Source organism: Salinisphaera sp. RV14 (assembly GCF_052044135.1).
GTDB lineage: Bacteria > Pseudomonadota > Gammaproteobacteria > Nevskiales > Salinisphaeraceae > Salinisphaera.
This window is the reverse complement of the sequence record NZ_JBQDYF010000001.1, coordinates 195,743-218,494: the sequence shown is the minus strand read 5'-3', so window position 1 is coordinate 218,494 and position 22,752 is coordinate 195,743. Positions and strand designations below refer to the sequence as shown.

At 64.7% G+C, this 22,752-nt stretch carries 19 protein-coding genes; 4 read left to right on the top strand and 15 right to left on the bottom strand.

The window, feature by feature from the left end; all coding sequences use genetic code 11:
• Nucleotides 1–16: 16 nt before the first annotated feature.
• Nucleotides 17–661 (bottom strand): rhomboid family intramembrane serine protease, encoded by a 645-nt coding sequence (locus ACS8Y6_RS00985; protein ID WP_440848642.1) that lies wholly within the window; start codon nt 659–661, stop codon nt 17–19.
• A gap of 102 nt (nt 662–763) precedes the next feature.
• On the bottom strand, nt 764–2,761 hold the full coding sequence (locus ACS8Y6_RS00980) for a BCCT family transporter (RefSeq protein ID WP_440848643.1): 1,998 nt from the start codon (nt 2,759–2,761) through the stop codon (nt 764–766).
• A 287-nt stretch (nt 2,762–3,048) separates the two neighbouring features.
• On the opposite strand from ACS8Y6_RS00980, the gene ACS8Y6_RS00975 reads away from it, so the two are divergent.
• Together ACS8Y6_RS00975 and ACS8Y6_RS00970 are read left to right on the top strand one after the other, a co-directional pair.
• Nucleotides 3,049–4,608, top strand: coding sequence for a BCCT family transporter (locus ACS8Y6_RS00975; RefSeq protein ID WP_440848644.1), 1,560 nt, complete (start codon nt 3,049–3,051; stop codon nt 4,606–4,608).
• 79 nt (nt 4,609–4,687) lie between these two features.
• A complete protein-coding gene (locus ACS8Y6_RS00970; RefSeq protein WP_440848645.1) occupies nt 4,688–5,167 on the top strand; it encodes an Hsp20/alpha crystallin family protein in 480 nt (159 codons plus the stop codon).
• Nucleotides 5,168–5,378: 211 nt separating this feature from the next.
• On the opposite strand, the gene ACS8Y6_RS00965 is transcribed toward ACS8Y6_RS00970, so the two are convergent.
• Both ACS8Y6_RS00965 and wrbA read right to left on the bottom strand, forming a co-directional pair.
• The gene (locus ACS8Y6_RS00965; RefSeq protein ID WP_440848646.1) at nt 5,379–5,975 is read right to left on the bottom strand and encodes a nitroreductase family protein; all 597 of its coding nucleotides are present in this window, start codon (nt 5,973–5,975) and stop codon (nt 5,379–5,381) included.
• A gap of 86 nt (nt 5,976–6,061) precedes the next feature.
• A complete protein-coding gene (gene wrbA / locus ACS8Y6_RS00960) occupies nt 6,062–6,664 on the bottom strand; it encodes an NAD(P)H:quinone oxidoreductase (RefSeq protein ID WP_440848647.1) in 603 nt (200 codons plus the stop codon).
• Nucleotides 6,665–6,818: 154 nt separating this feature from the next.
• Between wrbA and ACS8Y6_RS00955 the strand changes: the two genes are divergently transcribed.
• The gene (locus ACS8Y6_RS00955) at nt 6,819–7,730 is read left to right on the top strand and encodes a LysR substrate-binding domain-containing protein (RefSeq protein WP_440848648.1); all 912 of its coding nucleotides are present in this window, start codon (nt 6,819–6,821) and stop codon (nt 7,728–7,730) included.
• Here the strand turns inward: ACS8Y6_RS00955 and djlA are convergent.
• From djlA to ACS8Y6_RS00900, 11 genes are all read right to left on the bottom strand, one after another.
• The gene (gene djlA, locus ACS8Y6_RS00950; protein WP_440848649.1) at nt 7,723–8,526 is read right to left on the bottom strand and encodes a co-chaperone DjlA; all 804 of its coding nucleotides are present in this window, start codon (nt 8,524–8,526) and stop codon (nt 7,723–7,725) included. The two genes, ACS8Y6_RS00955 and djlA, sit on opposite strands and share 8 nt — an antisense overlap.
• A gap of 52 nt (nt 8,527–8,578) precedes the next feature.
• The gene (gene pdeM, locus ACS8Y6_RS00945; protein WP_440848650.1) at nt 8,579–9,262 is read right to left on the bottom strand and encodes a ligase-associated DNA damage response endonuclease PdeM; all 684 of its coding nucleotides are present in this window, start codon (nt 9,260–9,262) and stop codon (nt 8,579–8,581) included.
• 1,159 nt (nt 9,263–10,421) lie between these two features.
• Nucleotides 10,422–12,911 carry a ligase-associated DNA damage response DEXH box helicase gene (locus ACS8Y6_RS00940; RefSeq protein ID WP_440854823.1) on the bottom strand — a complete coding sequence of 830 codons (2,490 nt, stop codon included), beginning with the start codon at nt 12,909–12,911 and terminating at the stop codon, nt 10,422–10,424.
• Nucleotides 12,904–13,203, bottom strand: coding sequence for a hypothetical protein (locus ACS8Y6_RS00935; protein ID WP_440854822.1), 300 nt, complete (start codon nt 13,201–13,203; stop codon nt 12,904–12,906). The genes ACS8Y6_RS00940 and ACS8Y6_RS00935 overlap by 8 nt, the downstream gene beginning before the upstream one ends.
• Nucleotides 13,204–13,322: 119 nt before the next feature.
• Nucleotides 13,323–14,120 (bottom strand): ABC transporter permease, encoded by a 798-nt coding sequence (locus tag ACS8Y6_RS00930; protein ID WP_440848653.1) that lies wholly within the window; start codon nt 14,118–14,120, stop codon nt 13,323–13,325.
• 10 nt (nt 14,121–14,130) lie between these two features.
• Nucleotides 14,131–15,048, bottom strand: coding sequence for an ABC transporter permease (locus tag ACS8Y6_RS00925; RefSeq protein ID WP_440848654.1), 918 nt, complete (start codon nt 15,046–15,048; stop codon nt 14,131–14,133).
• 59 nt (nt 15,049–15,107) lie between these two features.
• Nucleotides 15,108–16,244, bottom strand: a complete 1,137-nt coding sequence (locus ACS8Y6_RS00920) for an ABC transporter substrate-binding protein (RefSeq protein ID WP_440854934.1) — start codon at nt 16,242–16,244, stop codon at nt 15,108–15,110.
• A 92-nt stretch (nt 16,245–16,336) separates the two neighbouring features.
• Nucleotides 16,337–17,386, bottom strand: coding sequence for an ABC transporter ATP-binding protein (locus ACS8Y6_RS00915; RefSeq protein ID WP_440848656.1), 1,050 nt, complete (start codon nt 17,384–17,386; stop codon nt 16,337–16,339).
• Nucleotides 17,386–18,834: a gamma-aminobutyraldehyde dehydrogenase gene (locus ACS8Y6_RS00910; protein ID WP_440854821.1), complete on the bottom strand. Its 1,449-nt coding sequence runs from the start codon at nt 18,832–18,834 to the stop codon at nt 17,386–17,388. The genes ACS8Y6_RS00915 and ACS8Y6_RS00910 overlap by 1 nt, the downstream gene beginning before the upstream one ends.
• A gap of 189 nt (nt 18,835–19,023) precedes the next feature.
• Nucleotides 19,024–19,932 (bottom strand): LysR family transcriptional regulator, encoded by a 909-nt coding sequence (locus ACS8Y6_RS00905; RefSeq protein WP_440848657.1) that lies wholly within the window; start codon nt 19,930–19,932, stop codon nt 19,024–19,026.
• A 68-nt stretch (nt 19,933–20,000) separates the two neighbouring features.
• Nucleotides 20,001–21,632, bottom strand: coding sequence for an ATP-dependent DNA ligase (locus tag ACS8Y6_RS00900; RefSeq protein WP_440848658.1), 1,632 nt, complete (start codon nt 21,630–21,632; stop codon nt 20,001–20,003).
• A 254-nt stretch (nt 21,633–21,886) separates the two neighbouring features.
• Between ACS8Y6_RS00900 and ACS8Y6_RS00895 the strand changes: the two genes are divergently transcribed.
• Complete coding sequence (locus ACS8Y6_RS00895; protein WP_440848659.1) at nt 21,887–22,744, top strand: glycine/sarcosine N-methyltransferase; 858 nt, start codon at nt 21,887–21,889, stop codon at nt 22,742–22,744.
• Nucleotides 22,745–22,752 lie beyond the last annotated feature (8 nt).

The following is a 22,752-nucleotide window of genomic DNA, read 5'->3' as shown; positions in this document are numbered from 1 at the left end:
GCGGTACGTCATGCCCTCACCCGCCGAGGCGCCCCTGGCGCCGCCAGATCATCAGCAGAATGAAGCCGAACGCCATGCCACCGAGATGCGCGAAATGCGCCACGCCGGCCTCGGTGCCCGTGACGCCGAAAAACAGTTCCAGTGCGCCGTACCCCAACACGAAATATTTCGCCGGCATCGGGATGGGCGGAATCAGCAGCATGACGCGCACGTTGGGAAACATCATGCCGAAGGCCAGCAGAATGCCGAACACGCCGCCCGAGGCACCCAGTGTCGGCGCGACCGGTCCGGACTGGATGAATGACACCACCACCAGCTGCGTCAGCCCGGCCCCGATCACGCATACGGTGTAGAACAGCAGGAATCGCGCCTGTCCCCATATCTGCTCCAGCACGCGGCCGAACATCCACAGGCCGAACATGTTGAAGAACAGATGGAAGAAGTTCGCGTGCAGAAAGGCGTAGCTGACCAGCTGCCAGGGCTTGAAACCGACGCTGATGCCGGTCGCGGCCACCGGGAAGTTTCCCAGCGGCCACAAGGCAAAATGCAGGATCATCAACTGCGGATCGTAGATGCGCAGCAGAAAACCGATGCCGTTGGCGATCAGGAGCCATTTGATCATCGGCGGCACGGCAGTCAGGGCGAGCGGATTGGGGCGCATGAACATCCGGGCTGGCGAAAACGGGGTCAAGGATAACCGATCGGGGAGTCGTCACCGACGACGAAAGGACCGGCGCCCGCGAGCGCCGGGTTCCGGATGCGACTAATCGCGCATCAAATGCAGGAAATGCAGATGCTTTTCGTACTGATCGAGGATGTCGCCGATCAGCTGCGCCCGGGTGTACCCGACCACGCTGTATTGCTGTCCCCCCTCGCGCAGATAGACCTCCGCGCGATAATGGCTGCGATCGCGGGTATCGTCCCGGCGCGCACGCAGCGCGCCCATGGCGAACGACGGCGCGGCGAAGCGGCGGGCGCGCACGCCGTAGACGAAGTCGATCTCCGCCCCGTGGTCCACGTCGATGTAACAGCGATCGTCCTCGATCGAGACATCGGCACTCATGCCCGACTCTTGGAACTTCTCGGCCACCTCGTCCATCGCCGGCTTGACCGTGTCCTTGAGGAAGGTCTCGATCTGACCGCGCTGCGGCGAAGACACCAGCGTCTCGAGCCGGCGCTGCCAGTTGCCACCCGCGCCCGAGGCCACGTTGGAGGGTGTATTCATCATGTGGCGCATCGAATCCTGCTTGACCGCCTCGACTTTCAGCGACTTGTACAGCCCCAGCGCCATGATGAGAATGATGAGGGTGAACGGCAGCGCCGAGGCCAGCGAGGCGGCCTGCAACGCGCCGATACCGCCGGCCAGCAGCAGTACGATGGCCACCAGACCCTCCGAGACCGCCCAGAAGATGCGCTGCCAGACCGGCGCCTCCTCGCCGTCCCGGGCGGTGAGAATGTCGATCACCATCGAGCCCGAGTCCGAGGACGTCACAAAGAACGTTACCACCAGGATCGTGCCCAGCACCGACGTCACCATGGTCAGCGGGAAGTGCTGAAGAAAGACAAACAGCGCGGTGGAGACATTGGCATTGGCCGCACTCATGAGGTCGGTCGCGCCCTGGGCCATGACCATGTGCAGGGCGCCATCCCCGAAGGCGCTCATCCACAGGAAGGTGGCGCCCACCGGCACCAGCAGCACGCCGCCGACGAATTCGCGGATGGTCCGCCCACGCGACACACGCGCCACGAACATGCCCACGAACGGCGACCAGGAGATCCACCACGACCAGTAGAACAGCGTCCAGCCGCTCATGAAGCTCCGGGTGTCCTTGCCACCGGTATACACGTACGAATTGAACGTCATGTCGACCAGCGAGGACACATAGTTACCGACGTTCTGGGTGAACGACTGGAAGATATACAGCGTCGGCCCCAGCACGATCACGAACAGCAACAACGCCGCCGCCAGCCACAGGTTGAGTTCGGACACGCGGCGGATGCCGGCATCCAGCCCGAACACGACAGATGTCGTGGCCATGGCCGTGATGATGCAGATCAGCACGATCTGCGTGAACATCGAATCGGGCACGCTGAACAGGAAATTCAGGCCCGAGGCCACCTGCTGCGCGCCGAGCCCCAGCGAGGTCGCCACGCCGAACAACGTACCGAACACGGCGAGCACATCGACCGTGTTGCCGATCGGACCGGCGATGCGCTTGCCGATGAACGGATACAGCGCCGAACTGATGCGCAGCGGCAAGTCGCGCCGGAAACCGAAATAAGCCAGCGCCAGGCCCACCACGGCATAGATCGCCCAGGCATGCACCCCCCAGTGGAAGAAGGTGATGCGCATCGCCTCCTTGGCCGCGGCCGGCGTATGGGCCGGTCCGGTCGGCGGATTGGCGTAGTGCAACACCGGCTCGGCCACCCCATAGAACATCAGCCCGATACCCATGCCGGCCGAGAACAGCATGGCGAACCACGACAGATACGAGAAATCCGGCTCGCTGTGGTCCGGCCCGAGCTTGAAGGAACCGTAGCGTGACAGCGCCAGCACGATGCAGAACACCAGATAGACGCCGACCGAGGCCAGGTACAGCCAGCCGAACTTGCCGATCAGCCAGCTCTGGACCGCACCGAAGAACCGGTTGGCCGTTTCGGGCACAGCCGCGGCGAAGATCACCAGCAGGCCGACCACCACCACGGACGGAAAAAAGACCGGCGGGTTGATTCCTGCCTTAGTCTGTATAGTATCTGTCATGCAGCACGCGCAATTATGTTGCGCGCATCGTTTTAACATGCCTGTCCACGCGGTGACTGGCCGGGGGCATCGGCATGGCGTAGTCTGAATGCGGGCTGAAATCGCCGTCAGGTCATCGAAGGGGGCGCCACGACCCGGCCCGGTCATGGCAGCGCGAGCCCGCGTCGCGCCCGGTTCACAAGCCACAATCCCCCGCGTGCTTTTCGACGTCCCCGGCCGTCCGCGCGCCGCACCATGACCCGCGCGCTGGCCGTCGGCAGACGAACCCAACAGGGAGCATACCGTTCATGTCCCAGATCAAAACCTACCTGAAAACCCATACCAATCCGCCGGTATTCCTCATATCCGGCGGATTGCTGCTCGTGCTGGTGACGCTGGCCAGCGTTTTCCCCCAGGGGTTTTCCGGCGTCGCCAACGCGATCCAGAACTTCATCGTCACCTACTTCGGCTGGTTCTATATTCTCAGCACCACGCTGTTCCTGGTGTTCGTGGTGTTCATCGCGGTCAGCCGCTTTGGCAACCTTCGCCTGGGCGCCGACGACTCCACACCCGACTTCGATACCTGGTCGTGGATCTCGATGATGTTCACCGCCGGCATGGGTATCGGGCTGGTCTACTACGGCGTGTCCGAGCCGCTGCTGCACTACAAGAATCCGCCCGTGGTCGACGGCAAAACACCCGCGGCCGCCGAATCGGCGATGAACTACACCTTCTTCCACTGGGGCCTGCACCCATGGGCGATCTATATCGTGCTTGGCCTGTCGCTCGGCTATTTCGCCTACCGCCGCGACCTGCCGCTCAAGCCGGCTTCGGCGTTCTATCCGTTCATCGGTGATCGCATCTACGGCCCCATCGGCCATTTGATCGACATCCTCGCCGTTTTCGGCACCCTGTTCGGGCTGGCAACCTCGATTGGCCTCGGCGCAAGCCAGATCTCGGCCGGCCTCGGCCAGCTATTCGGCTTCGCCGACGGCCTGACCACCGAGTTGCTGGTCATCCTGGCGGTCGAAATCGTGGCCATCACCAGCGTCATGCTCGGCGTGGACGCCGGTATCCGGCGGCTGTCGGTCATCAACATGTGGCTGGCGATTGGGCTGGCGGTGTTCGTATTCGCGGTGGGGCCGACGGTGTACCTGCTGAGCTATCTCGCCACCGACACCGGCTTCTATCTCCAGCACCTGGTACAGACCAGCCTTAATATCTTCACCGACAAGAAGGGCCAGAACTTCCAGGATGCCTGGACGCTGTTCTACTGGGGCTGGTGGATTTCCTGGTCGCCGTTCGTGGGCATGTTCATCGCCCGTATTTCCTACGGCTACACCATTCGTCAGTTCATTCTGGGCACGCTGTTGATCCCCACCGGTGCATCGCTGGTCTGGTTCGTCATCTTCGGACGCAGCGCGCTGTACTACGTCATGCACGGCGGCGACTCGGCTCTCATGCATGCCAACTCCGCCAACGCCATTTTCGTGCTGATGAACCAATTGCCGATTCCGGCCTGGATCGCGATCATCGCCTCGGCGCTGGCCATCGTCGTGGTCACGCTGTTCTTCGCGACCTCGTCGGATTCGGGCTCGCTCGTGGTCGATATCCTGACCAACGGCGGTGACCCGAACCCGATCTGGCAGCAGCGCCTGTTCTGGGCAATCATGGAAGGCGCGGTCGCAGCCGTGCTGCTGATCGCCGGAACGGTTGGCGGCGGCAATCCTCTGTCGGCCTTGCAGATGGCGGCGGTAACCTCGGGGCTGCCGTTCTGTCTGGTTCTCGTGATCATGTGTTTCGCGTTGTACAAGGCACTCAACGAAGAGACGATACCGACGCGTGCCATCAACCCGAAGCGCGCCTGATCGCGCCGCGGTTGCACCTTCAAGCGGCCGGGCCCGATGATGACTGGGCCCGGCGCCCGAACCCATTCCGGAGGTTTCCATGGCTGACAATCCCCACCCCCCCAAATCCCGTCACAACCCGTTCCGTGGCTTCCTCGACGTCATGAGCGAGATGAACCGCGCACAGGAACAATGGATGACGCGCGGCAAGGTCAGCGGCAGCGGTCGCACCCATGCGGGCGCCTACGTGCCGCCGGCCGACATCTTCGCCATCGGCAACGACCTGATCGTGCGCTGCGAAGTAGCCGGCGTGAAGAGCGAGGATGTCTCGGTGACCGTCGCCAGCAACGTGCTGACCATCTCGGGCCAGCGTGATAGCGAACTCAACGACGACGAGGTGCTCTACTACACCCGCGAGCGCGTCTACGGCGAGTTCCGGCGCGCGATGATCCTGCCCAACGGGGTGGACGAGTCCGACATCAACGCTACCGTGCGCAACGGACTGCTCGAAATCCGCGTGGCCGGCGGCGCCGCGGCCAAGCCGCACGCGATCAACATCGTTGATCAGAACGACGACTGATTCTCGTCCAACAAAGTGCATCACAAGGAGGCCGCCGGGAAACCGTCGGCCTCTTTTCGTGTCGCCGGCCGCCGTGTCAGGCGACACCGGGTTGCAGCCCCAATCGCCTGGGGCCAACAAGGCGCACCGCCGATCCAAGGGGCCAGGTAAAACGGCGGCCGGTTATTGGCGCCTGTTTCAGCAGAACAAGGCGGGCTACCGGGACAAACTCTTAAAGCCCGGCGCTTTCGCCGAACCGATCGCCAAAGACGAATGCCGAGATCGGGCGCCGCTCGCGCGGCGTGGCATCGCGTTCGGCCAGCGCGGCGTCGTCCCCGCCCGTCTTGTCGGCGTAGCCGATCGCTATCGCAGTCAGGGCCTCGGCGTTCATCGGAATCGAGAACGCACTGCGCGCGGCTTCCGGGTCCAGTCCGATCATCTGGTGGACGTGCAGGCCACGCGCCGTGGCCTCGACCAGCAGACTACCGACCGCCAGACCGAGATCGTGCTCGGCAGCCTTGTTCGGATTGCCGTTACCCACGAATTCCCGAACGACCGTGCCGAGCACGAGCACCGGCGCCCGGTACGCCCATTTCCGATTCGGCTCCGCCAGACACTGCAGGATGCGGTCGTGCGCATCGCCCTGCTCGCGCCGGCCGACGATGAACCGCCACGGCTGTTCGTTGTAACTTGAGGGCGCCCAGCGCGCGGCCTCGAACAACGAACGCAGGTGCGCCGCCGGCACGGGTTGTTCGCTGAACACATAAGGGCTCCAGCGCACGGCCAGCAGATTCCTGATCGGATGATCGACGTCAGCGGTCTTTTTCATGCCCACTCTCCGGTTGCGGCTCGGCGCGGCCGGCCCGTCGGCCAGCCGCTGACGTGATCATCTTCGCATAGGGCCGAGCGTGTCGGTCAGCCCGAGAATTGCGTGGCCAGCCGGGCGACCTTTTCGCCCTGATAGCGGGCGATGGACAATTCATTGCCGGAGGGCTGACGCGAGCCGTCGCCGCCGGCATAGGTCGATGCGCCGTAGGGCGAGCCGCCGCGCAGCTCGGAAATATCGAACAGTTCCTGGGCGCCCGCGTAATCAAGGGGCGCGATCAGCATGCCGTGATGCGCCAGCGTGTTCCAGAACGACGTGATCGTCGTCTCGTTGCCGGCGCCGGTGGCGCTCGAAGTGAATACGCTGCCGATCTTGTTGACCAGCTTGCCGTTGGCCCAGAGACCGCCGGTCTGATCGAGGAAGGTGCGCATCTGGCCGGCCATGTTGCCGAAGCGGGTCGGTGTGCCGAACACGATGGCGTCGTAATCGGCCAGCTCATCAGGCGCAGCCTCCTCGCCCGCCAGCGCGCCCTTGGCACCGATGGCATCGAGCGCTTCGCGGCTCATGGTTTCCGGCACGTGCTTGAGCGCGACCTCCACGCCCTCGACGGACTTCGCGCCCTCGACCACCGCCTGCGCCAGCGTTTCGATATGGCCGTACATGGAATAGTAGAGCACCAGAATCTTTTTCATACGAACTCCTCGGCCCGTTTCGGCCTGAATATTGTTCAAACGGATTCAATCGGACGACCCGACTGCAGCAATGTCGAGACTAGACCTGTGGCGCCGCCGCGCATAGCAAGGCTTTCTGGCATAGTTGTTCAGATTTTCCGAATGCCTACCATCCATGACCGAGTCCGTCCGCCTGGAAGCATTGGAGGTGTTGGACGCCATCGACCGGCACGGCAGCTTTGCGGCGGCGGCGGCCTCGTTGTACCGCGTGCCTTCCGCGATCTCCTACACCGTCAACCAACTCGAGGCCGAGCTCGGCATCCGCGTGTTCGATCGTACCGGTCATCGCGCCGTGCTCACCCCCGCGGGCCGCCTGCTGCTCGACGAAGGCCGGCGAATTCTTGTGGCCACACGAGAACTCGCCGCCGCGGCCCGGCGCCAGGCGGACCACTGGGAGCCGGAACTCAAGATCGCGGTGGACGCCACCCAGCGGCCGGCCGATCTGTGGCCGGTGATCGCGGAATTTGCCGCCGCGCACCCCGCCATCAACGTGCGCATGAACGAGGAAGTCCTGGCCGGCAGCTGGGAGGCCCTGGTCGACGAGCGCGTCGATCTGGCGATCGGGGTCACCGACCCGCCGGCCAACGCCAGCATCCAGCGCACGCAGTTCGGGCGCATCGAGTTCGTCTTCTGCTGTGCGCCCGATCATCCGCTCGTGGACGCGCCAAGGCCACTGTCCGAAGACGCGATCCGGGCGCATCGTGCGCTGGTGGTCGCCGATACCGCGCGTCAGTTCGCCCCGCGCAGCGGCAACCTCATCGACGGCCAGCCGCGGCTGACCGTATCGAGCATGCGTACCAAGATCGAAGCCCTGGAACGCGGCCTGGGCGTCGGCTACTGCCCGCGCCACTGGGTCGTCGACGCGATCGCCGGCGCGCGGCTTGTTGCGCTGCCGACCGCCACCCGGCCGGCCGCGCGCGACACCTACCTGCTGTGGCGTCGCGGCGAACACGGGCGCGCGCTGCAATGGTTCATCGACCGGCTTGGGCGCGGCTTCGGCTCGCCGCCCGGCGCGGAGACTAATTGATGCCGCGCGCCTCGCGGATGCGTTCGTAGGCCGCCCCGATCTCGCGGGTCTTTTCCTCCGCCATCGCGCGCATGCTCTCCGGCATACCCTTGGAGGCCAGCTTATCCGGATGATTCTGGCTCATCTGGCGACGATAGGCCTTCTTGACCTCCGCGTCGCTGGCCTCCGACGAAACGCCGAGTACGTCGTAGGCCTGCTTGAGTTGATCCTCGGGCGACACGCCGGCCCGGGACCCCATGCCGTCGCCGCCAGTGTCGCCGCTAGCCGCACCGCGCGCACCCAGCATCGCCTCGAGCTGGCGAATCTCCATCTCGGAAAGGCCCAGCCCGCGGGCCACGCGCATGAGCGCGGCATGTTCGGCCGAGCTGACCTTGCCATCGGCCGCGATCGCCGCGATCTGCACCTGCAGGAACATCTGGTGCAGCGCGCGCTGGCCACGGGCGACCTGCACGAACTTCGCGACTTCCGCATCCAGATCGAAATCGCCCTGCTTGCCGCGATTGAACGAGCGACGGGCGTCGTCCTTTTGCGTATCCGACAACCGCAGACGCGTGAACAATTCCTCGGCCACGCGGATCTCGTCGCGCGTGACCTGGCCGTCCGCCTTGCACAACGCGCCCATCACGGCGAACGTGGAATCCAGGAACTGGGACTGGATCTGGCCCAGATTGCCCCGCCGCAGGGCCATCGCCAGCAACTGGGCGACCCAGTAACCCACAACAGCGCCCAGCAGCGCGCCAGAAAAACCCATGAACGAGGCGCCGATGAGCGCCCCGGCAATAATCGCGATCAACATCCGCGCGATTCTACCCGCGCCGCACCGGTTACGGCGAATCCGAAATGCTGATTCACGCCAGCCGCGCCTCAATCACCTCGCCCTCGCCGATCACGAACACACGATCGTCAACGCCCGGCGCGATCCGGCCGCCGCCAGCAAACCCGCAAAATGCCGGCAGCACCATGCCACCCGGACGCACCCAGAACGCCGGGCAGCGTACGCGTTCACCGGCGGCCGTCAGGCGCACGACCGGGTGGAGATGGCCGGCGAGCACCGGGCCACGGAAATCCTCGCCCGGCTCGTGCCGGCACACGAACGGCCCGATCCGGCGCGCGCCCGGTTGCCAGTCGATATCCATATCCACCGGCAACTGGCGCACACGATCATGGTTGCCGCGCGTGACCACGATCCCGATATGGTCGTGCCGGGCGCGCCATTCGGCGAACCGCATCAACCAGGGCTCGTCGCGAGTCGGCGGGGCGTGTACGAAGTCACCGAGCACGATCAGCCGCTGTGCGCCGGTCACTTCCAGCGCGTGCTCGAGCCGGGCGAGATCGTGCTCCGTGGTGCCGGTCGGCACGTTCACGCCCTGACGCCGGAACACGCCGCCCTTGCCGAAATGCGTGTCGGCCACGAACAGCGTCCCGCCGGCCGGCCAGAACAGACTGTGATCGGCGCGCAGCAGCAGCCGTTCGCCAGCCAGTTCAAGCTCGGCTTGCTGGAGCGGGAGTCGTGTATCGGCGCTTGCGGTCATCCGTCTTTTACACGTTGATGTGTGGCCAGCTTAAATGCGGCGGCAAGAGGCCCCAAGCGAGCATCGTGCCCATCATGGGTCGCGTCATACACTGGGCACGGAGCAATCGGCGACCGACGTATTCGATTTATCCAGTGCGGATAGGGCGCTGTCAGAACCGGCTCCGCAAATTAAACAGCGAAACAAAACTTCCTCCGCCTTCGAGCGTTCGCGCTTGGAAAACTCGCGAGTTTCGCGTTACTTGAGGTTTCGCGCTGTAGCGCGACTCCCTTTCGTTTGCTTGTCCCAACGAAAGGAAGCAAAGGAAACGACACCCTACCTTGCGCCGATGCTTTTCGCATCGGTGCCCTGCGCGGCTCCGGCCGCAAGAGGGACAGCCGCGAAACTCGCGCCGCTACGCGGCACTCAGACACACGGCTGTCTTGCTCCTCTTTCGGCCTCCACTGCTCGGCGCTGCGCTCAAGGGAACCCGAATACAGGCACGGCGCGCGAGGTAACGGAGTTCGTGTCTGTATTACCTCCCGTCTGAGGCGACGGAGACGCGCAGCGGCGACGGGTGTCCGGCGCACTGCGCCGGTGCGGCAAGCTGTCTGAGGACGGCCAAAGCCGTCGGAGTTTTTGCCGCATCCCGTCGCCGCGAGCATCGGAGTGTCGCCCCGAGAAGCGGAGCAGGGCCTTCCCGCAGCTAAGCTGTGGGATGCGACATTCGGCGGGTCGAACCGGACGAGTCGTAGCGTGGGGCTCATGCCGAACGCCGGCGGTCGCATCCCGGCTACGCCGGGAAAACCCTGCTCCTCGCCTCGTACGGCACCGGCAAAGTCGGCGCCGATGCGGGTGCCCTTTTCTTGGTTCCTTCTTTTTTTTGAGGGTGTAGACAACTTAACTGCCGGTGATAAACGCAATATCAGATCGTTACGTAGGTGGATTAGGTGCTTGCACCGTAATCCGACAGCCGAGCCTCGGCACTCGCCGATTGAGCGTCGGATCGCGCGCTGCGCGCTAATCCGACCTACACCCAAGACATTGTTTTTAAATTCGGTAGGCGGAATAAGGGTTTGTCTACACCCTCTTTGGGCAAGCAAAAGAAGGGGCTCGCACTGCAGTGCGAAACCCGAACCACTGCGCACCTCGCGAATCGTCCGGCATCCATGACCGGAACTCAACGCCCCGATTTCTTATCCGCCGCTTTTTCGAGCTGCACGGTCATGCGCTCGACCCGATCGCGCCAGGATTCCCCGGTCACCTGACTGGCCACCCGCTCGACCCAGAGCGGAAAACCGAGCGGCGTGAGCCGCGGCGGCTCGGCCAGCCGGATCGACTGGTCCGCAATCGCGGCGAGCGCGGATCGCAGCCGTCCGATCTCCAGCTCCCGCTCAAGCACTTCCCGGCGCGCCTGTCCCAGCAGGCGATTTTCGGCGTCGTAACGCGCCAGGACGTCGTAGACCAACCCGCTGGAGGCCTGGATCTGGCGCGCGCTCTTGGATGTACCCGGGTAACCGGGAAATACCAGCCCGGCGATACGCGCGATATCGCGAAAGGCGTGTTTGGCCAGCTCCGACGCATTGAGACAGGTCAGCAGATCGTCCACGAGATTGTCTTCCGGCAACGCGGCTCGCAGTTCATTCTCGGTGAAATCCACCTTCGAACGGGTGACCAATTCGAAGCCGTAATCGTTGACCGAAAAGCGGAACGTCGCCTTGTGCATGCGCGCCAGCCGCCAGGCCACCAGCGCCGACAGGCCTTCGTGGGCAAGCCGCCCGGCAAACGGATAGAAGAACCAGTGCCGGCCTTCGCGGGAGGTGACGTGCTCGATCAGCAGTTCATCGGCGGCCGGCAGCACCGACCAGCGTTGCTGTATTGCCAGCAGATCGTGGATCGCGGCCAGTTCCGGCTCGTCGTAGTGGTTGTTTCGAGCGGCTTCGAGCAGTTCGCGGATGGCATCCGCGAGCGTGCCGGAGATCGCCATGCGCCCGCCCGCCCAGCGCGGTACCTGGCGATTCTTGCGGGTGGCTGTTTTCACATAGGCCGTCAGCTCCTTCACGCGCACCAGCTCCAGCAGCCGCCCGGAGAACAGAAACACGTCACCCGGCTTGAGCTGCGCGATGAAGCGTTCCTCGACCGAGCCGAGCCGGCCGCCCTTGACCCAGCGCACGCTCATCGCGGCATCCGAGGTGATGGTGCCCATGGTCATGCGGTGCCGCCGCGCGATGCGCGGGTCGTTGACGACGAGGCTGCCGCCGACGAGATCTACACGCCGGAATTCCGGATAAGCCGCGAGTGCCGCCCCGCCGCGGGTGACGAAATCCAGCGTCCATTGCCATTCGTCGTCGGTGATATCGCGATAGGCATGCGTGCTGCGAACCTCGGCCAGCAGATCCTCGGGTGCGACCCCACCCGCGCCCGTGCTGCCGAGCGCTCGCGTGACGATATGCTGGGCGAGCACGTCGATGGCGCCGGTCAGCGGGCGCCGCGCCTCCAGCTCGCCGGCATGTGCTTTTTTGCGCGCGGCCGCGATCTCGACCAGCTCGAAGGCATGGGTCGGTACGCACAGAATCCGACTGGGCACGCCGGGGCGATGGCCGGAGCGCCCGGCCCGCTGCAGCAGCCGCGCCACGCCCTTGGGGCTGCCGACCTGGATCACCTGATCGACCGGCGAGAAATCCACGCCCAGATCGAGGCTGGACGTGGCCACCACGCAGGCCAGCCGGCCATCGGCGATCATCGCCTCGACCGTGTCGCGCAGCTCGCGGTCGAGCGAGCCGTGGTGCAGCGCGATTTTCTCCAGCCAGTCCGGCCGGGCCCGAATCAGCGCCTGATGCCAGAGTTCGGCCTGCGAGCGCGTGTTGGTGAACAGCAGCGTGGTCCGGGCTTTTTCGAGCGCGGCGATTACCGGCGCCACCATCTGCGTGCCCATATGCCCGGCCCAGGGGAAACGCTTGATGGTTTCGGGGATCAACGCCGTGATTTCGGTGGTGGAAGGCACCACGCCGCGGATATGGGTCACCGGCTGGCCGCCCGTGAGCACGTCGCCGGCCTCGTCGAGATTGGCCAGTGTGGCCGACACACCCCAGGTTCGCAGCCGCGGATTAATGGCCCGCAGGCGCGAAAGCCCCAGTTCGAGCGCCACGCCGCGCTTGGTCGAAAGCAGTTCATGCCATTCGTCGACCACCACACACTGCAGCCCGGCAAACATCTGCTCGTGATTGGCGTAGGACAGCAGCAGATTCAGACTTTCCGGCGTGGTCACCAGCGCGCTCGGCAATTTCTTGCGCTGGCGCGCCTTGACGTGCGACCTGGTATCGCCGGTACGCCGCTCGACGGTCCAGTTCAGGCCCAGTTCGGCGACGGACGCCGCCAGATGCTGCGTGGTATCGGCGGCCAGCGCGCGCAGTGGCGTGATCCAGAGCACGGTCAGGCCCGGCGTGGCGGACTCGTCGTCGACACGCGCCAGCCAGTCGTTGACCGCGCCGAACCAGGCAGCCAGCGTCTTGCCGGTGCCGGTCGGCGCATGGATCAGCCCCGATTCGCCGCGGCGCTGGGCGGCCCAGGCCGCGCGCTGGAAATCGAAGATCCGCCACTCGCGGTCGGCGAACCAGCGCTCGATACGGGGATCGACAGCGACACGATCCGGCGCGATCGCCTCACTCATCGGCCGGTTTCTTGCGGCTCCAGCGCGTGGCGATGCCGCGTGCCTTGTCCGACAGCCACGGAAACCTGCGCTCGAAGCGCGCGAGTTGCTTCTGCACCCAGCGCGAATACGGCGCCAGCAGGATCGCGGAGACGATCAGGAACAGCACGCCCTGAAGAATCGGCAGCACCAGACCGGCGATGCCGAGAAAAAAGAAGAAAACGCCAGCGCCAATCCGCAGGTAATCGCGCCAGGTCATATCCGCCCAGCGGATCACGCGGGGCTCTTGGTCGTCACGCGTGGCGTAGGACATCGCGGCATCCGATCGCAGGATTGCGTACCCACAACATGCGGGCACGCCGGGCCAAAGCAAACCAGCCGCGGAGCGGCTGGCTGCTGAACGAATACGCGATCAACCGCCCCGGCGATGCGTTATTTGCCGGTATCGGCCGGCGCGCGGTTCATCAGGCGATAGGCCAGAATCACCGGAACGAGCGTGGCGAGCATCACGACCGTGACCACCACGTTCACCTCCGGCAGGCGCTGGCCGAGGCGGATGGCGCCGAAGATCCACAGCGGCAGCGTGTTCTGCGCACCGGCCGTGAACGTGGTCACGATCACTTCGTCCAGCGACAGGGCAAAGGCCAGCAGCGCGCCGGAGATGAGTGCGGTGGACAGCATCGGCAGCGTGATGCGCCGGAAGGTCGAGAAGGCATCGGCGCCGAGGTCCATCGACGCCTCGCGCAGCGAGCCGGAGATACGGCGCAGGCGCGCGATGACGTTGTTGTAGACGATGACGATACAGAAGGTCGCGTGGCCGATCACGATGGTCCAGTACGACAGCCCGACGTGCCAGAAGCCGAAGAAGGAATTGAGCGCGATACCGGTGAGCACGCCCGGTAGCGCGATCGGCAGCACGACGATGAACGACACCGCGTCGCGGCCGAAGAACCGAAAGCGATGCACGGCAAAGGCTGCGGCCGTGCCGAGAACGACCGAAATGGTGGTGGCCAGCAGCGCGGCCTTGATCGACAGCCACAGCGCGTGCCGGATCTCGCGATTGTGCCAGGCGGCCGGGAACCATTTCAGCGACAGCCCGGGAATCGGCCAGCTCTGGATATTCGACGGATTGAAGGCATAGACCACGATGATCGCGATCGGCACGAACAGAAAGACGATGACCAGCGCCGTCCAGATGCCGAGCAGCCATTTGGTGAGTGTGCTTTCCATGATCGCGCCCCTACATCATCTCGAACGCGCCGAGCCGGCGCGCCGCGGCCAGGTACAGCACCATCACCAGCGCCGGGATCGTGGCGAAGGCCGCGGCGAATGGAATGTCGTTGGCGATGCCGACGTTGGCATACACCACGTTGCCGATGAACGACGAGCCCGGCCCGCCGATCAGGATCGGCGTGATGTAGTCGCCCATCGTGAGCGAGAAGGTGAAGATCGAGCCGGCGATGATGCCGGGCACCACCAGCGGCAGCGTCACTTTCGTGAAGGTGCGCAAGCCCTTCGCACCGAGATCGGCCGAGGCCTCGAACAGCGAGCCCGGCACGCGCTCGATGGCGGCATAGATCGGCGTGATCATGAATGGCAGCCAGATATAGGAGAACACCAGCCACATCGCCGTGTTGGTGTAACCGATGTCCGCTGCCGGCAGACCCAATGCGTGCAGCGTCCAGTTGAGCACGCCGTCGTGCGCCAGGATCAGCCGCCAGGCGTAGACGCGGGCGATATAGCTCAGCCAGATCGGCAGCAACATGACCACGAACAGCGTCGCGCGCAGCCGCGGCCCGGCGATGCGCGCCATGAAATAGGCACAGGGAAAGGCCAGCACGATGTCGGTGAGGGTCACGAGTGCCGCGATACCGAGCGTGCGCCCGGCGATCGCGCGGTAGGTCTCGCTGGTGGCGAGCGTTTCGAAGTTGACCAGCGTCCAGCGATGCACGATCTCGCCGGTGAAATCATCGACCGTCCAGAACGCGGATAGAAAAAGTATGCCGAGCGCGGCCAGATAGATGAGCACGAACCACAGCATCGGCGGCGCCAGCAGCGCCGTTGCGGCCAGGCGCGGCCGCCGCCACAACACGGACGAAGCCGCCCGCAGGAAACGCTGGGCCGGATTGAAATCAAGCGCTGCCGTGGATCGTCGCATGCCCTGCTCCCCTGTTCGCGACCGGCCGACCGCTTTTCGCAGCGGCCGGCCCCACATCGCTAGCCTTTCACCCGCTGCCAGGCCCGCTGCCAGTCGCGATAACTGGTGCAGTCGTGCTGGCCATCGGCGCATTGGGTGCGCGGCGTCTTCCAGAAATAGATCTGGTCGAAGTAGGACGACGGCGCATCGAGATGGAACTTGTGGCAGGCGCCATCCTGGATCTTGTCCATCGCGCTGCAGGCCTGTTTGTTGGCCGGCGTCTCGCCGAAATAGATGGCCTGTTCGGCCTGTACCTTGGGCGTGGAGACATACTGCATCCACTTGTAGGCACAGTTCGGGTGCTTGGCGTGGGCCGACAGCATCCAGGTATCCGACCAGCCGGTCGCGCCCTCCTTCGGGATGGTGTCCGCGACCGGCACGCCGTCTTTTTGCAGCGCGTTGGTCATGTACGGCCAGGCCGCACCCACCACCGCGTCGCCGTTCTTGAACAGCTCGATCTCGTCCGAGGCCTGGGCCCAGTATTTCTTGATCAGCGGCCGTTGCTTCTGCAGCAGATCGACCGCCGCGGCGAGCTGTTTCTGCGTGAGCTCGTAGGGATCCTTGATGCCCAGCTCCGGCTTGTGGGCTTTCAAATAGAGCGCGGCGTCCGCGATCTGGATCGGGTTGTCGGGCACCGTGATCTGGCCCTTGTGGTCCGCGCTGTAGATCGCATCCCAGCTGGCCGGTTTCGGGCTGACCTTCTTGCTGTTGTAGAGCAGCACGTTCGGGCCCCACTCGTAGGACACGCCGTAGTGCAGGCCGTTGACCGTGTTGTTCGGCGGCGATTTCAGCTGCGGCAGGAAATCCTGCCAGGCCGGGATCAGCTTCACGCTCACCGGCTGCACATCGCCGCCGTAGATCAGCCGCAGCGAGGCATCGCCTGAGGCCGACACGAGATCATATTCGCCGCCGCCGCCCTGGCGCATGAGCGCGACCATCTCGTCCGAGGAACCGGCATATTTTCGATGCACCATGCAGCCGGTCTGTTTCTCGAATGGTTTGACCCATTCATCCTGGGCGTAGCCTTCCCAGGCCACCAGATTGAGCTGGCCCTCGCCCTTGCCCACCTTGGCCGGATAATCGGCCTTGACCGGCGCCGCCGTGGCCGCCGTGGCCGCCGTGGCCGCCACGCCCAGCGTGAGCCATACCGCCGTCATGCCGCCGGCCACGGCCGTTGAAACCCGATTACGTATTATTTTCATCGATCCACCCTCCCTCGGACACTGTCCGAGTCACCCAGATTGTTAAGTCAAACGTCGCCGGGCAGCGCATACAGGCTGTCCCGGTGCCATGCGACGTGCACGGCGTCCCCCGCGGCCACGCGGTCGAAGACCGAGTGCCCCGGTAGATTCTGTTCGGTCACCACGACCCGCTCGCCGGCATCGAGCGCGACCGTATAGCGCGCGAACATGCCCACGAATTCCTTGAACTCGATCCGTCCCGGCTCGACCTGCCAGCCGTCGGCGGCGAACGCCTCGGCATGGAGGGCCAGCCGGATCTTCTCCGGCCGCAGCACAAAACGGGCACCGCCACGCTTGACGAAATTCGATGTCCCCACGAAGTTGGCCACGAATTCGCTTGCCGGCCGCTCGTAAAGCGCCACCGGGTCCCCGATCTGTTCGATGCGGCCTTCGTTGAACACGGCGATGCGATCGCTCATGGTCAACGCTTCTTCCTGGTCGTGGGTTACGTAGATGAAAGTGATCGCCACCTCGGCCTGAATGCGTTTGAGCTCGTGCTGCATCTCCTGGCGCAACTTAAGATCGAGCGCACCGAGCGGCTCGTCGAGCAGCAGCACCCGTGGTCGGTTGACGATCGCCCGGGCGAGTGCGACGCGCTGGCGCTGACCGCCGGAGAGCTGCGCCGGATTGCGCTCGCCGTAGTTCTCCAGCCGCACCGCCCGCAGGGCCTCGGCCACGCGCTGCGGAATCTCGCGCCGGCCGACCCGCTTGGCCTGCAGGCCGTAGGCCACGTTCTTGGCCACACTCATGTGCGGGAACAGCGCATAGTCCTGGAAGATCGTGTTGATATCGCGGTCATAGGGCGCTGTTTTGGTCACATCGCGCCCGTCGATATCGATCGTGCCGGCACTCGGCCGCTCGAAACCCGCGATCATGCGCAGGGTCGTCGTCTTGCCCGAGCCCGACGGGCCGAGCAGCGTGAAGAACTCACCACGCCGGATATCAAGATTCAGCGTTTCCACCGCCACCGTGGCGCCAAACGTCTTGCCGACGCCGGCCAGCCGGACGATGCTGTCGTCGGCCGTGACGGTTGCGCGAGCGGGCGCGGAGCCGTTCATCAATGCTTGACCATGACGTGCCGGACGGCGGTGTAATCCTCCAGCGAATACATCGACATATCCTTGCCATAGCCGGACTGCTTGATGCCGCCGTGGGGCATTTCGTTGCAGAGCATGAAGTGGCAGTTCACCCACGTGCAGCCATAGCGCATGCGGGCCGACGCATCCATCGCCCGGCCGACGTCGGCCGTCCACACCGACGAAGCCAGACCGTAACTGGAGTCGTTGGCCCAGGCGATCGCCTGATCGTCGTGGTCGAAACGCGTGACCGACACCACCGGCCCGAACACCTCGCGGCGCACGATCTCGTCTTCCTGCAGCGCGCCGGCGATCACGGTCGGCTGGTAGAAGAAGCCATCGCCGTCGGCAACCCGGCCGCCGGTGGTGATCTCGGTATGCCGCAGTTCAGAGGCGCGCTCGACGAAACTGGCCACCCGATCACGCTGGCGCGCGGAGATCAGTGGCGGGATCTCGTTGGCGGCATCCTCGGACCGGCCATAGGCGATGCCGGAAACCGCCGACGACAGATCCGCGACCAGCCGGTCGTAGATCTTCGGCCCGGCATAGACGCGACAGGCGGCCGTACAGTCCTGGCCGGCGTTGAAATAGCCGAAGGTGCGCACGCCCTCGACCACCGCCGCCAGATCGGCATCGTCGAACACCACCACCGGCGCCTTGCCGCCCAGTTCCAGATGGGTGCGCTTCACGCTCTTGGAGGCAGCCGTCAGGATCTTCTTGCCGGTGGCGATATCGCCGGTCAGCGAGACCATGTCGATGCCATCGTGGTTTACCAGCCGATCGCCGACCGTCTCGCCGCGCCCGGTGACGATGTTGAGCACGCCCGCCGGCAGCGCATCGCCGGCGATCTTCGCCAGCAGCAGCGCGGTCAGCGGCGTCTGTTCGGAGGGTTTGAGGACCACCGTATTGCCGGCCGCCAGCGCCGGGGCGAATTTCCAGGCGGCCATCATCAACGGGTAGTTCCAGGGCACGATGGAACCGATCACGCCGACCGCGTCGCGCCGCACCATCGAGGTGTAGCCGGCCATGTATTCGCCGGCCGCGCTGGTCGACATGCAGCGCGCCGCCCCGGCGAAAAAGCGAATCACATCCACGGTCGCCGGCAACTCCTCGGCGGCCACGATATGTGCCGGCTTGCCGCAGTTCATGGCTTCCAGTCGCACGAACTCGTCGGCATGCCGCTCGATCACATCGGCCAGCGCCAGCAGTACCGCCGAGCGATCGCCCGGCGTACGGCGCGACCAGGGCTCGAACGCGGCTCGCGCGGCTGCCACCGCGGCATCGACCTGGCCGGCAGTGGCCTCGGGGATCGCACCGATCGCCGCCCCTGTGAACGGGTTGAGAATGGTCTCGGAATCGCCCTGGCCGGCGACGTTCTCGTCGCCGATCAGGAGCGCGGTGGGGACATTGTTCTGGCCGCCCTGCTGCATGCCTGCTCTCCTCGAATGATCGCGGATCAGACGCAGCATCCCGCGTCAATCCGTGTTCATTCGAGTATCCGCAAACGCGCCGCGTTATCGCAATAACAAAAAATAGAAAAGCGCTATCGGAAAAAACGAAACCTATGCCCCGACAAAGACCTGCATTCAAATGCGCCGGTCGACCCAACCGGCTGCGATTCAGCCGGGCCCGGGCGAAGTCTTTTCAAGCGCCATCTCCACGAAGGCCGACGCTGCCGCCGACAGCCGCGTGCCGCGACGCGAAACCACGCCGACCGCTACCGGCTCCAGCGCATCGACCAACTCGGCCACGCCGATGCGATCGCCTTCCAGCGACCAGGGGCGGTACATCAGATCGGGTAACACCGACACGCCGGCGCCGGTTGCGATGAGGCTGCGCACGGCCTCCACCGAGGTCGTGCGATACGCGATGCGCGGCGTCTGGCGCATGTCGCGCCATAACGCTTCGGTCGAAGCCTGGATTTCGTCGAGATTGAGCAGGACATAGTGCTCGTCGACCAGCCGGGCGCGCTGTACCCGCCCTTCCTCGGCCAGGCGGTGGCCGAACGGCACCCAGAGCCGGAAAGGGTAACGCTGAATCACCGCGCTGTTGAATGCCGAAGGCTCGCCAAGCGCCGACAGGAATAACAACGCCACGTCGAGTTCGCCGCCCAGCAGGAAATGCTCGAGATATTCGGGGCTGTCTTCATACACCGACACCGCGGTGGCCGGGAATGCCCGTCGATAGCGCGCCAGCAGTTCCGGCAGCGCGTAGCCGGCCACCAGAGACGTGACGCCCAGATTGAGCGTACCCGTGATGCGCTGGCGCCCGGCGTTGAACGCCGATCGTGCATGGCTGACCTCGGCCAGAATACGCTGGGCATGACGCAGGAAGGTATGGCCGCGATGGGTGAGCGCCATGCCGCGGGCATGGCGCTGCACCAGCGTCACGCCCAGGTCCGACTCCAGCGACTTGATCGCCTCGGTGATCGTCGACTGCGAGGCAAACAACTCGCGCGCCGCACCGGAGATCGAACCGATCTCGGCCACGGCCACGAAATAACGCAGTTGCTGGAAGGAAAAACTCATCGGCCACGCCCGCTTCGCCTTGAAGCCGCGATGCTACCGGAACCGGACACGACAACAGACCATCGCGTTCAGCCGAGTTCGGCGCGTTCGCTGGGCGGCAGCAGCGCCTTGACATTGTCGAGCGTATCCGCCTCTTCCAGCGGCTTGTCAGTACGCCAGCGGGCGATGCGCGGGAAGCGCACGGCAATACCGGATTTATGCCGGTTCGAGGCCTGGATGCCCTCGAAATGCAGCTCGAAGACATGTTGCGGCGTCACCGAGCGCACCGGGCCGAAACGCTCTTTGGTGTTTTTTCGGATCCAGGCATCCACCTGGCGAATCTCTTTGTCGGTAAGCCCGGAGTAGGCCTTGGCGAACGGCACCAACGCGTCGCCGTCCCAGACGGCGAAGGTATAGTCGGTCAACAGGTTCGAACGCCGGCCCGAGCCCGGCTGGGCATAGAGCAGTACCGCATCCACCGAAAACGGATCGATCTTCCATTTCCACCAATCGCCGCGTATGCGCCCGACCCGATACGGCGAGCCAAGCCGTTTGAGCACGAAACCCTCGGTGGCATATTCGCGGGCGCGCTCGCGCAGGGCGGCGAGTTCGTCCCAGGAGCCGGCGGCCAGGCTTTCCGATAGCGCGATGCGTTCGTCGATGCCAACGAGCACGTCGCCCAGGCGCGCCCGCCGATCCTCCAGCGGCTGTTCACGGATGTCGACGCCTTCGTGTTCCATCAGGTCGTAGGCAAAGAACCGCACCGGATGTTTTTGCTGCATGTTGGCCGAGGGCTTGAGCCGGCCGATACGGCGCTGCAGGCGGGCGAACGGCAGCGGCAGGCTGTCGCCGGCGGCCCAGGCCAGGATCTCGCCGTCCAGCACACAGCCGTCGGGCAGCGCGGCCGCGGCGGCCTCCAGTTCCGGAAAGCGGCCTTCCATCAAGTCCTCGCCGCGCGACCAGATATGACATTCTCCAGCACGCCGGATGAGCTGGGCCCGGATGCCGTCCCATTTCCATTCGGCGTGCCAGTTTCCGGCCGGGCCGAGGTCGGCGATCGTCTCGATCGGCGCATTCTCGATCGGCGAGGCCAGGAAGAACGGGTACGGCTGCGCCGCATCCTCACCGTGGTCCTCAGGGTCGACCAGGCGCTCGAAGAATTCCGGGGTGGGTTGCCAGCGTCCCATCAATCGACGGGCCAACCGGGCCGGCTCGATGCCGGCATATTCGGCGAGCGCCCGCGTGACCAGCCGCCGCGAGACGCCCACACGGAAGGCGCCGGTGAGCAGTTTGTTGAGCGTGAAACGTGCCTCGGTCGGCAGTTCGCGCCAATAGCCGTACAAACATGCTTTCTGTTCGGCCTCGCTGAGGTTTTTGAGCGGCAGAATGCGGTTCTCGACCCACTCGTGCAGCGGCACGTCGAGCCCGGCCTCGCTCGAGCCGATCTGGTCGAGCAACAGCGTCATGGTTTCGGCCGAATCGCCGACCGCCGCATAACTCTCCTCGACCAGCCACATCGGCATGTCGATCGCCTCGGCCACCCATTCCCGCAGCTTCGGCCCGGCGATCAGCCGCTTGATCCGCCGTCCGCAGAGGAATGATACCGCCCAGGCGGCATCGGCCGGCGGCGCTTCGGCGAAGTAATCGCGCATCGCAGCCACCTTCGAGTTGGTCGCCGTGGTGGCATCGAGACGTGCGTAGAGGGCGGTAAATAGCTGCATCAAGCAATATTGTTTGCGCAGATGACAGCCCGATTCAAATCGGCCGTACACGATTGACTTGTCAACTCCGTATTCCTGCGGATGCCTTGTCCAGACAGGCTTGCAGCGCGATCAACGCGGGCCGGCCCGCGCGCAGCGGGGTGCGCGGCAAATTGAAGTCGGTGCGGTCTGTGCATACGGTGACAGGGCATCATTTGAAAAGCTCGCGGCCGGCGCTTGAAGCGCTGCAACGGCTGCTACGGAGGCATTTGCGTATGACTAGCGATCCCACGGTCGATCCCATGTTTCAACGCACGCAGGACTTTGGCGACCAGCCGACCGAAATCCGCGAAACCGACCACTACCAGCACGAATACGTGCACGATTTCGTCGAACGCTGGGACGACCTGATCGACTGGGACGGCCGGGCGGCCAGCGAAGGCAGTTTTTTCATCGATGTACTCAAGAAGTACGGCTGCGAGACGGTCATCGATGCAGCCTGCGGCACCGGCTTCCATTCCGTCCAGCTGCTGCGCGCCGGCTTCGAAGTCGCCAGCGTCGACGGCAGCCCCCAGATGCTCAGCAAGGCGTTCGATAACGCCCGCGAGCGCGGCTTCATCCTCAAGACCGTACACACCGACTGGCGCTGGATGACCCGCGACATGGTCGGTCGCTATGACGCGATCATCTGTCTCGGCAACTCCTTCACCCATATCTTCAACGAACACGACCGGCGCCGCACGCTCGCCGAGTTCTACTCGATGCTCAAGCACGACGGCATCCTCATCCTCGACCAGCGCAATTACGATGCCCTGCTCGACGGCAAGACCGGCGGCCCGAGCCATAAGTTCTATTACTGCGGCGAAGGCGTGTCCGCCCAGCCCGAGCATGTCGACGAGGGTCTGGCGCGCTTCCGTTATGAATTCTCGGACGACGGCTCCGTCTACCACCTGAACATGTTCCCGCTACGCAAGGCCTATGTGCACGACCTGATGCACCAGGTCGGTTTCCAGCGCGTGACCACCTTCGGCGATTTCCAGTCGAGCTATCGCGAGGACGATCCGGATTTCTTCATCAATGTCGCGGAGAAGAGCTATCTCTCGGCCGACGAAGACGACGACGTCAGCGAATAAAACGAGGG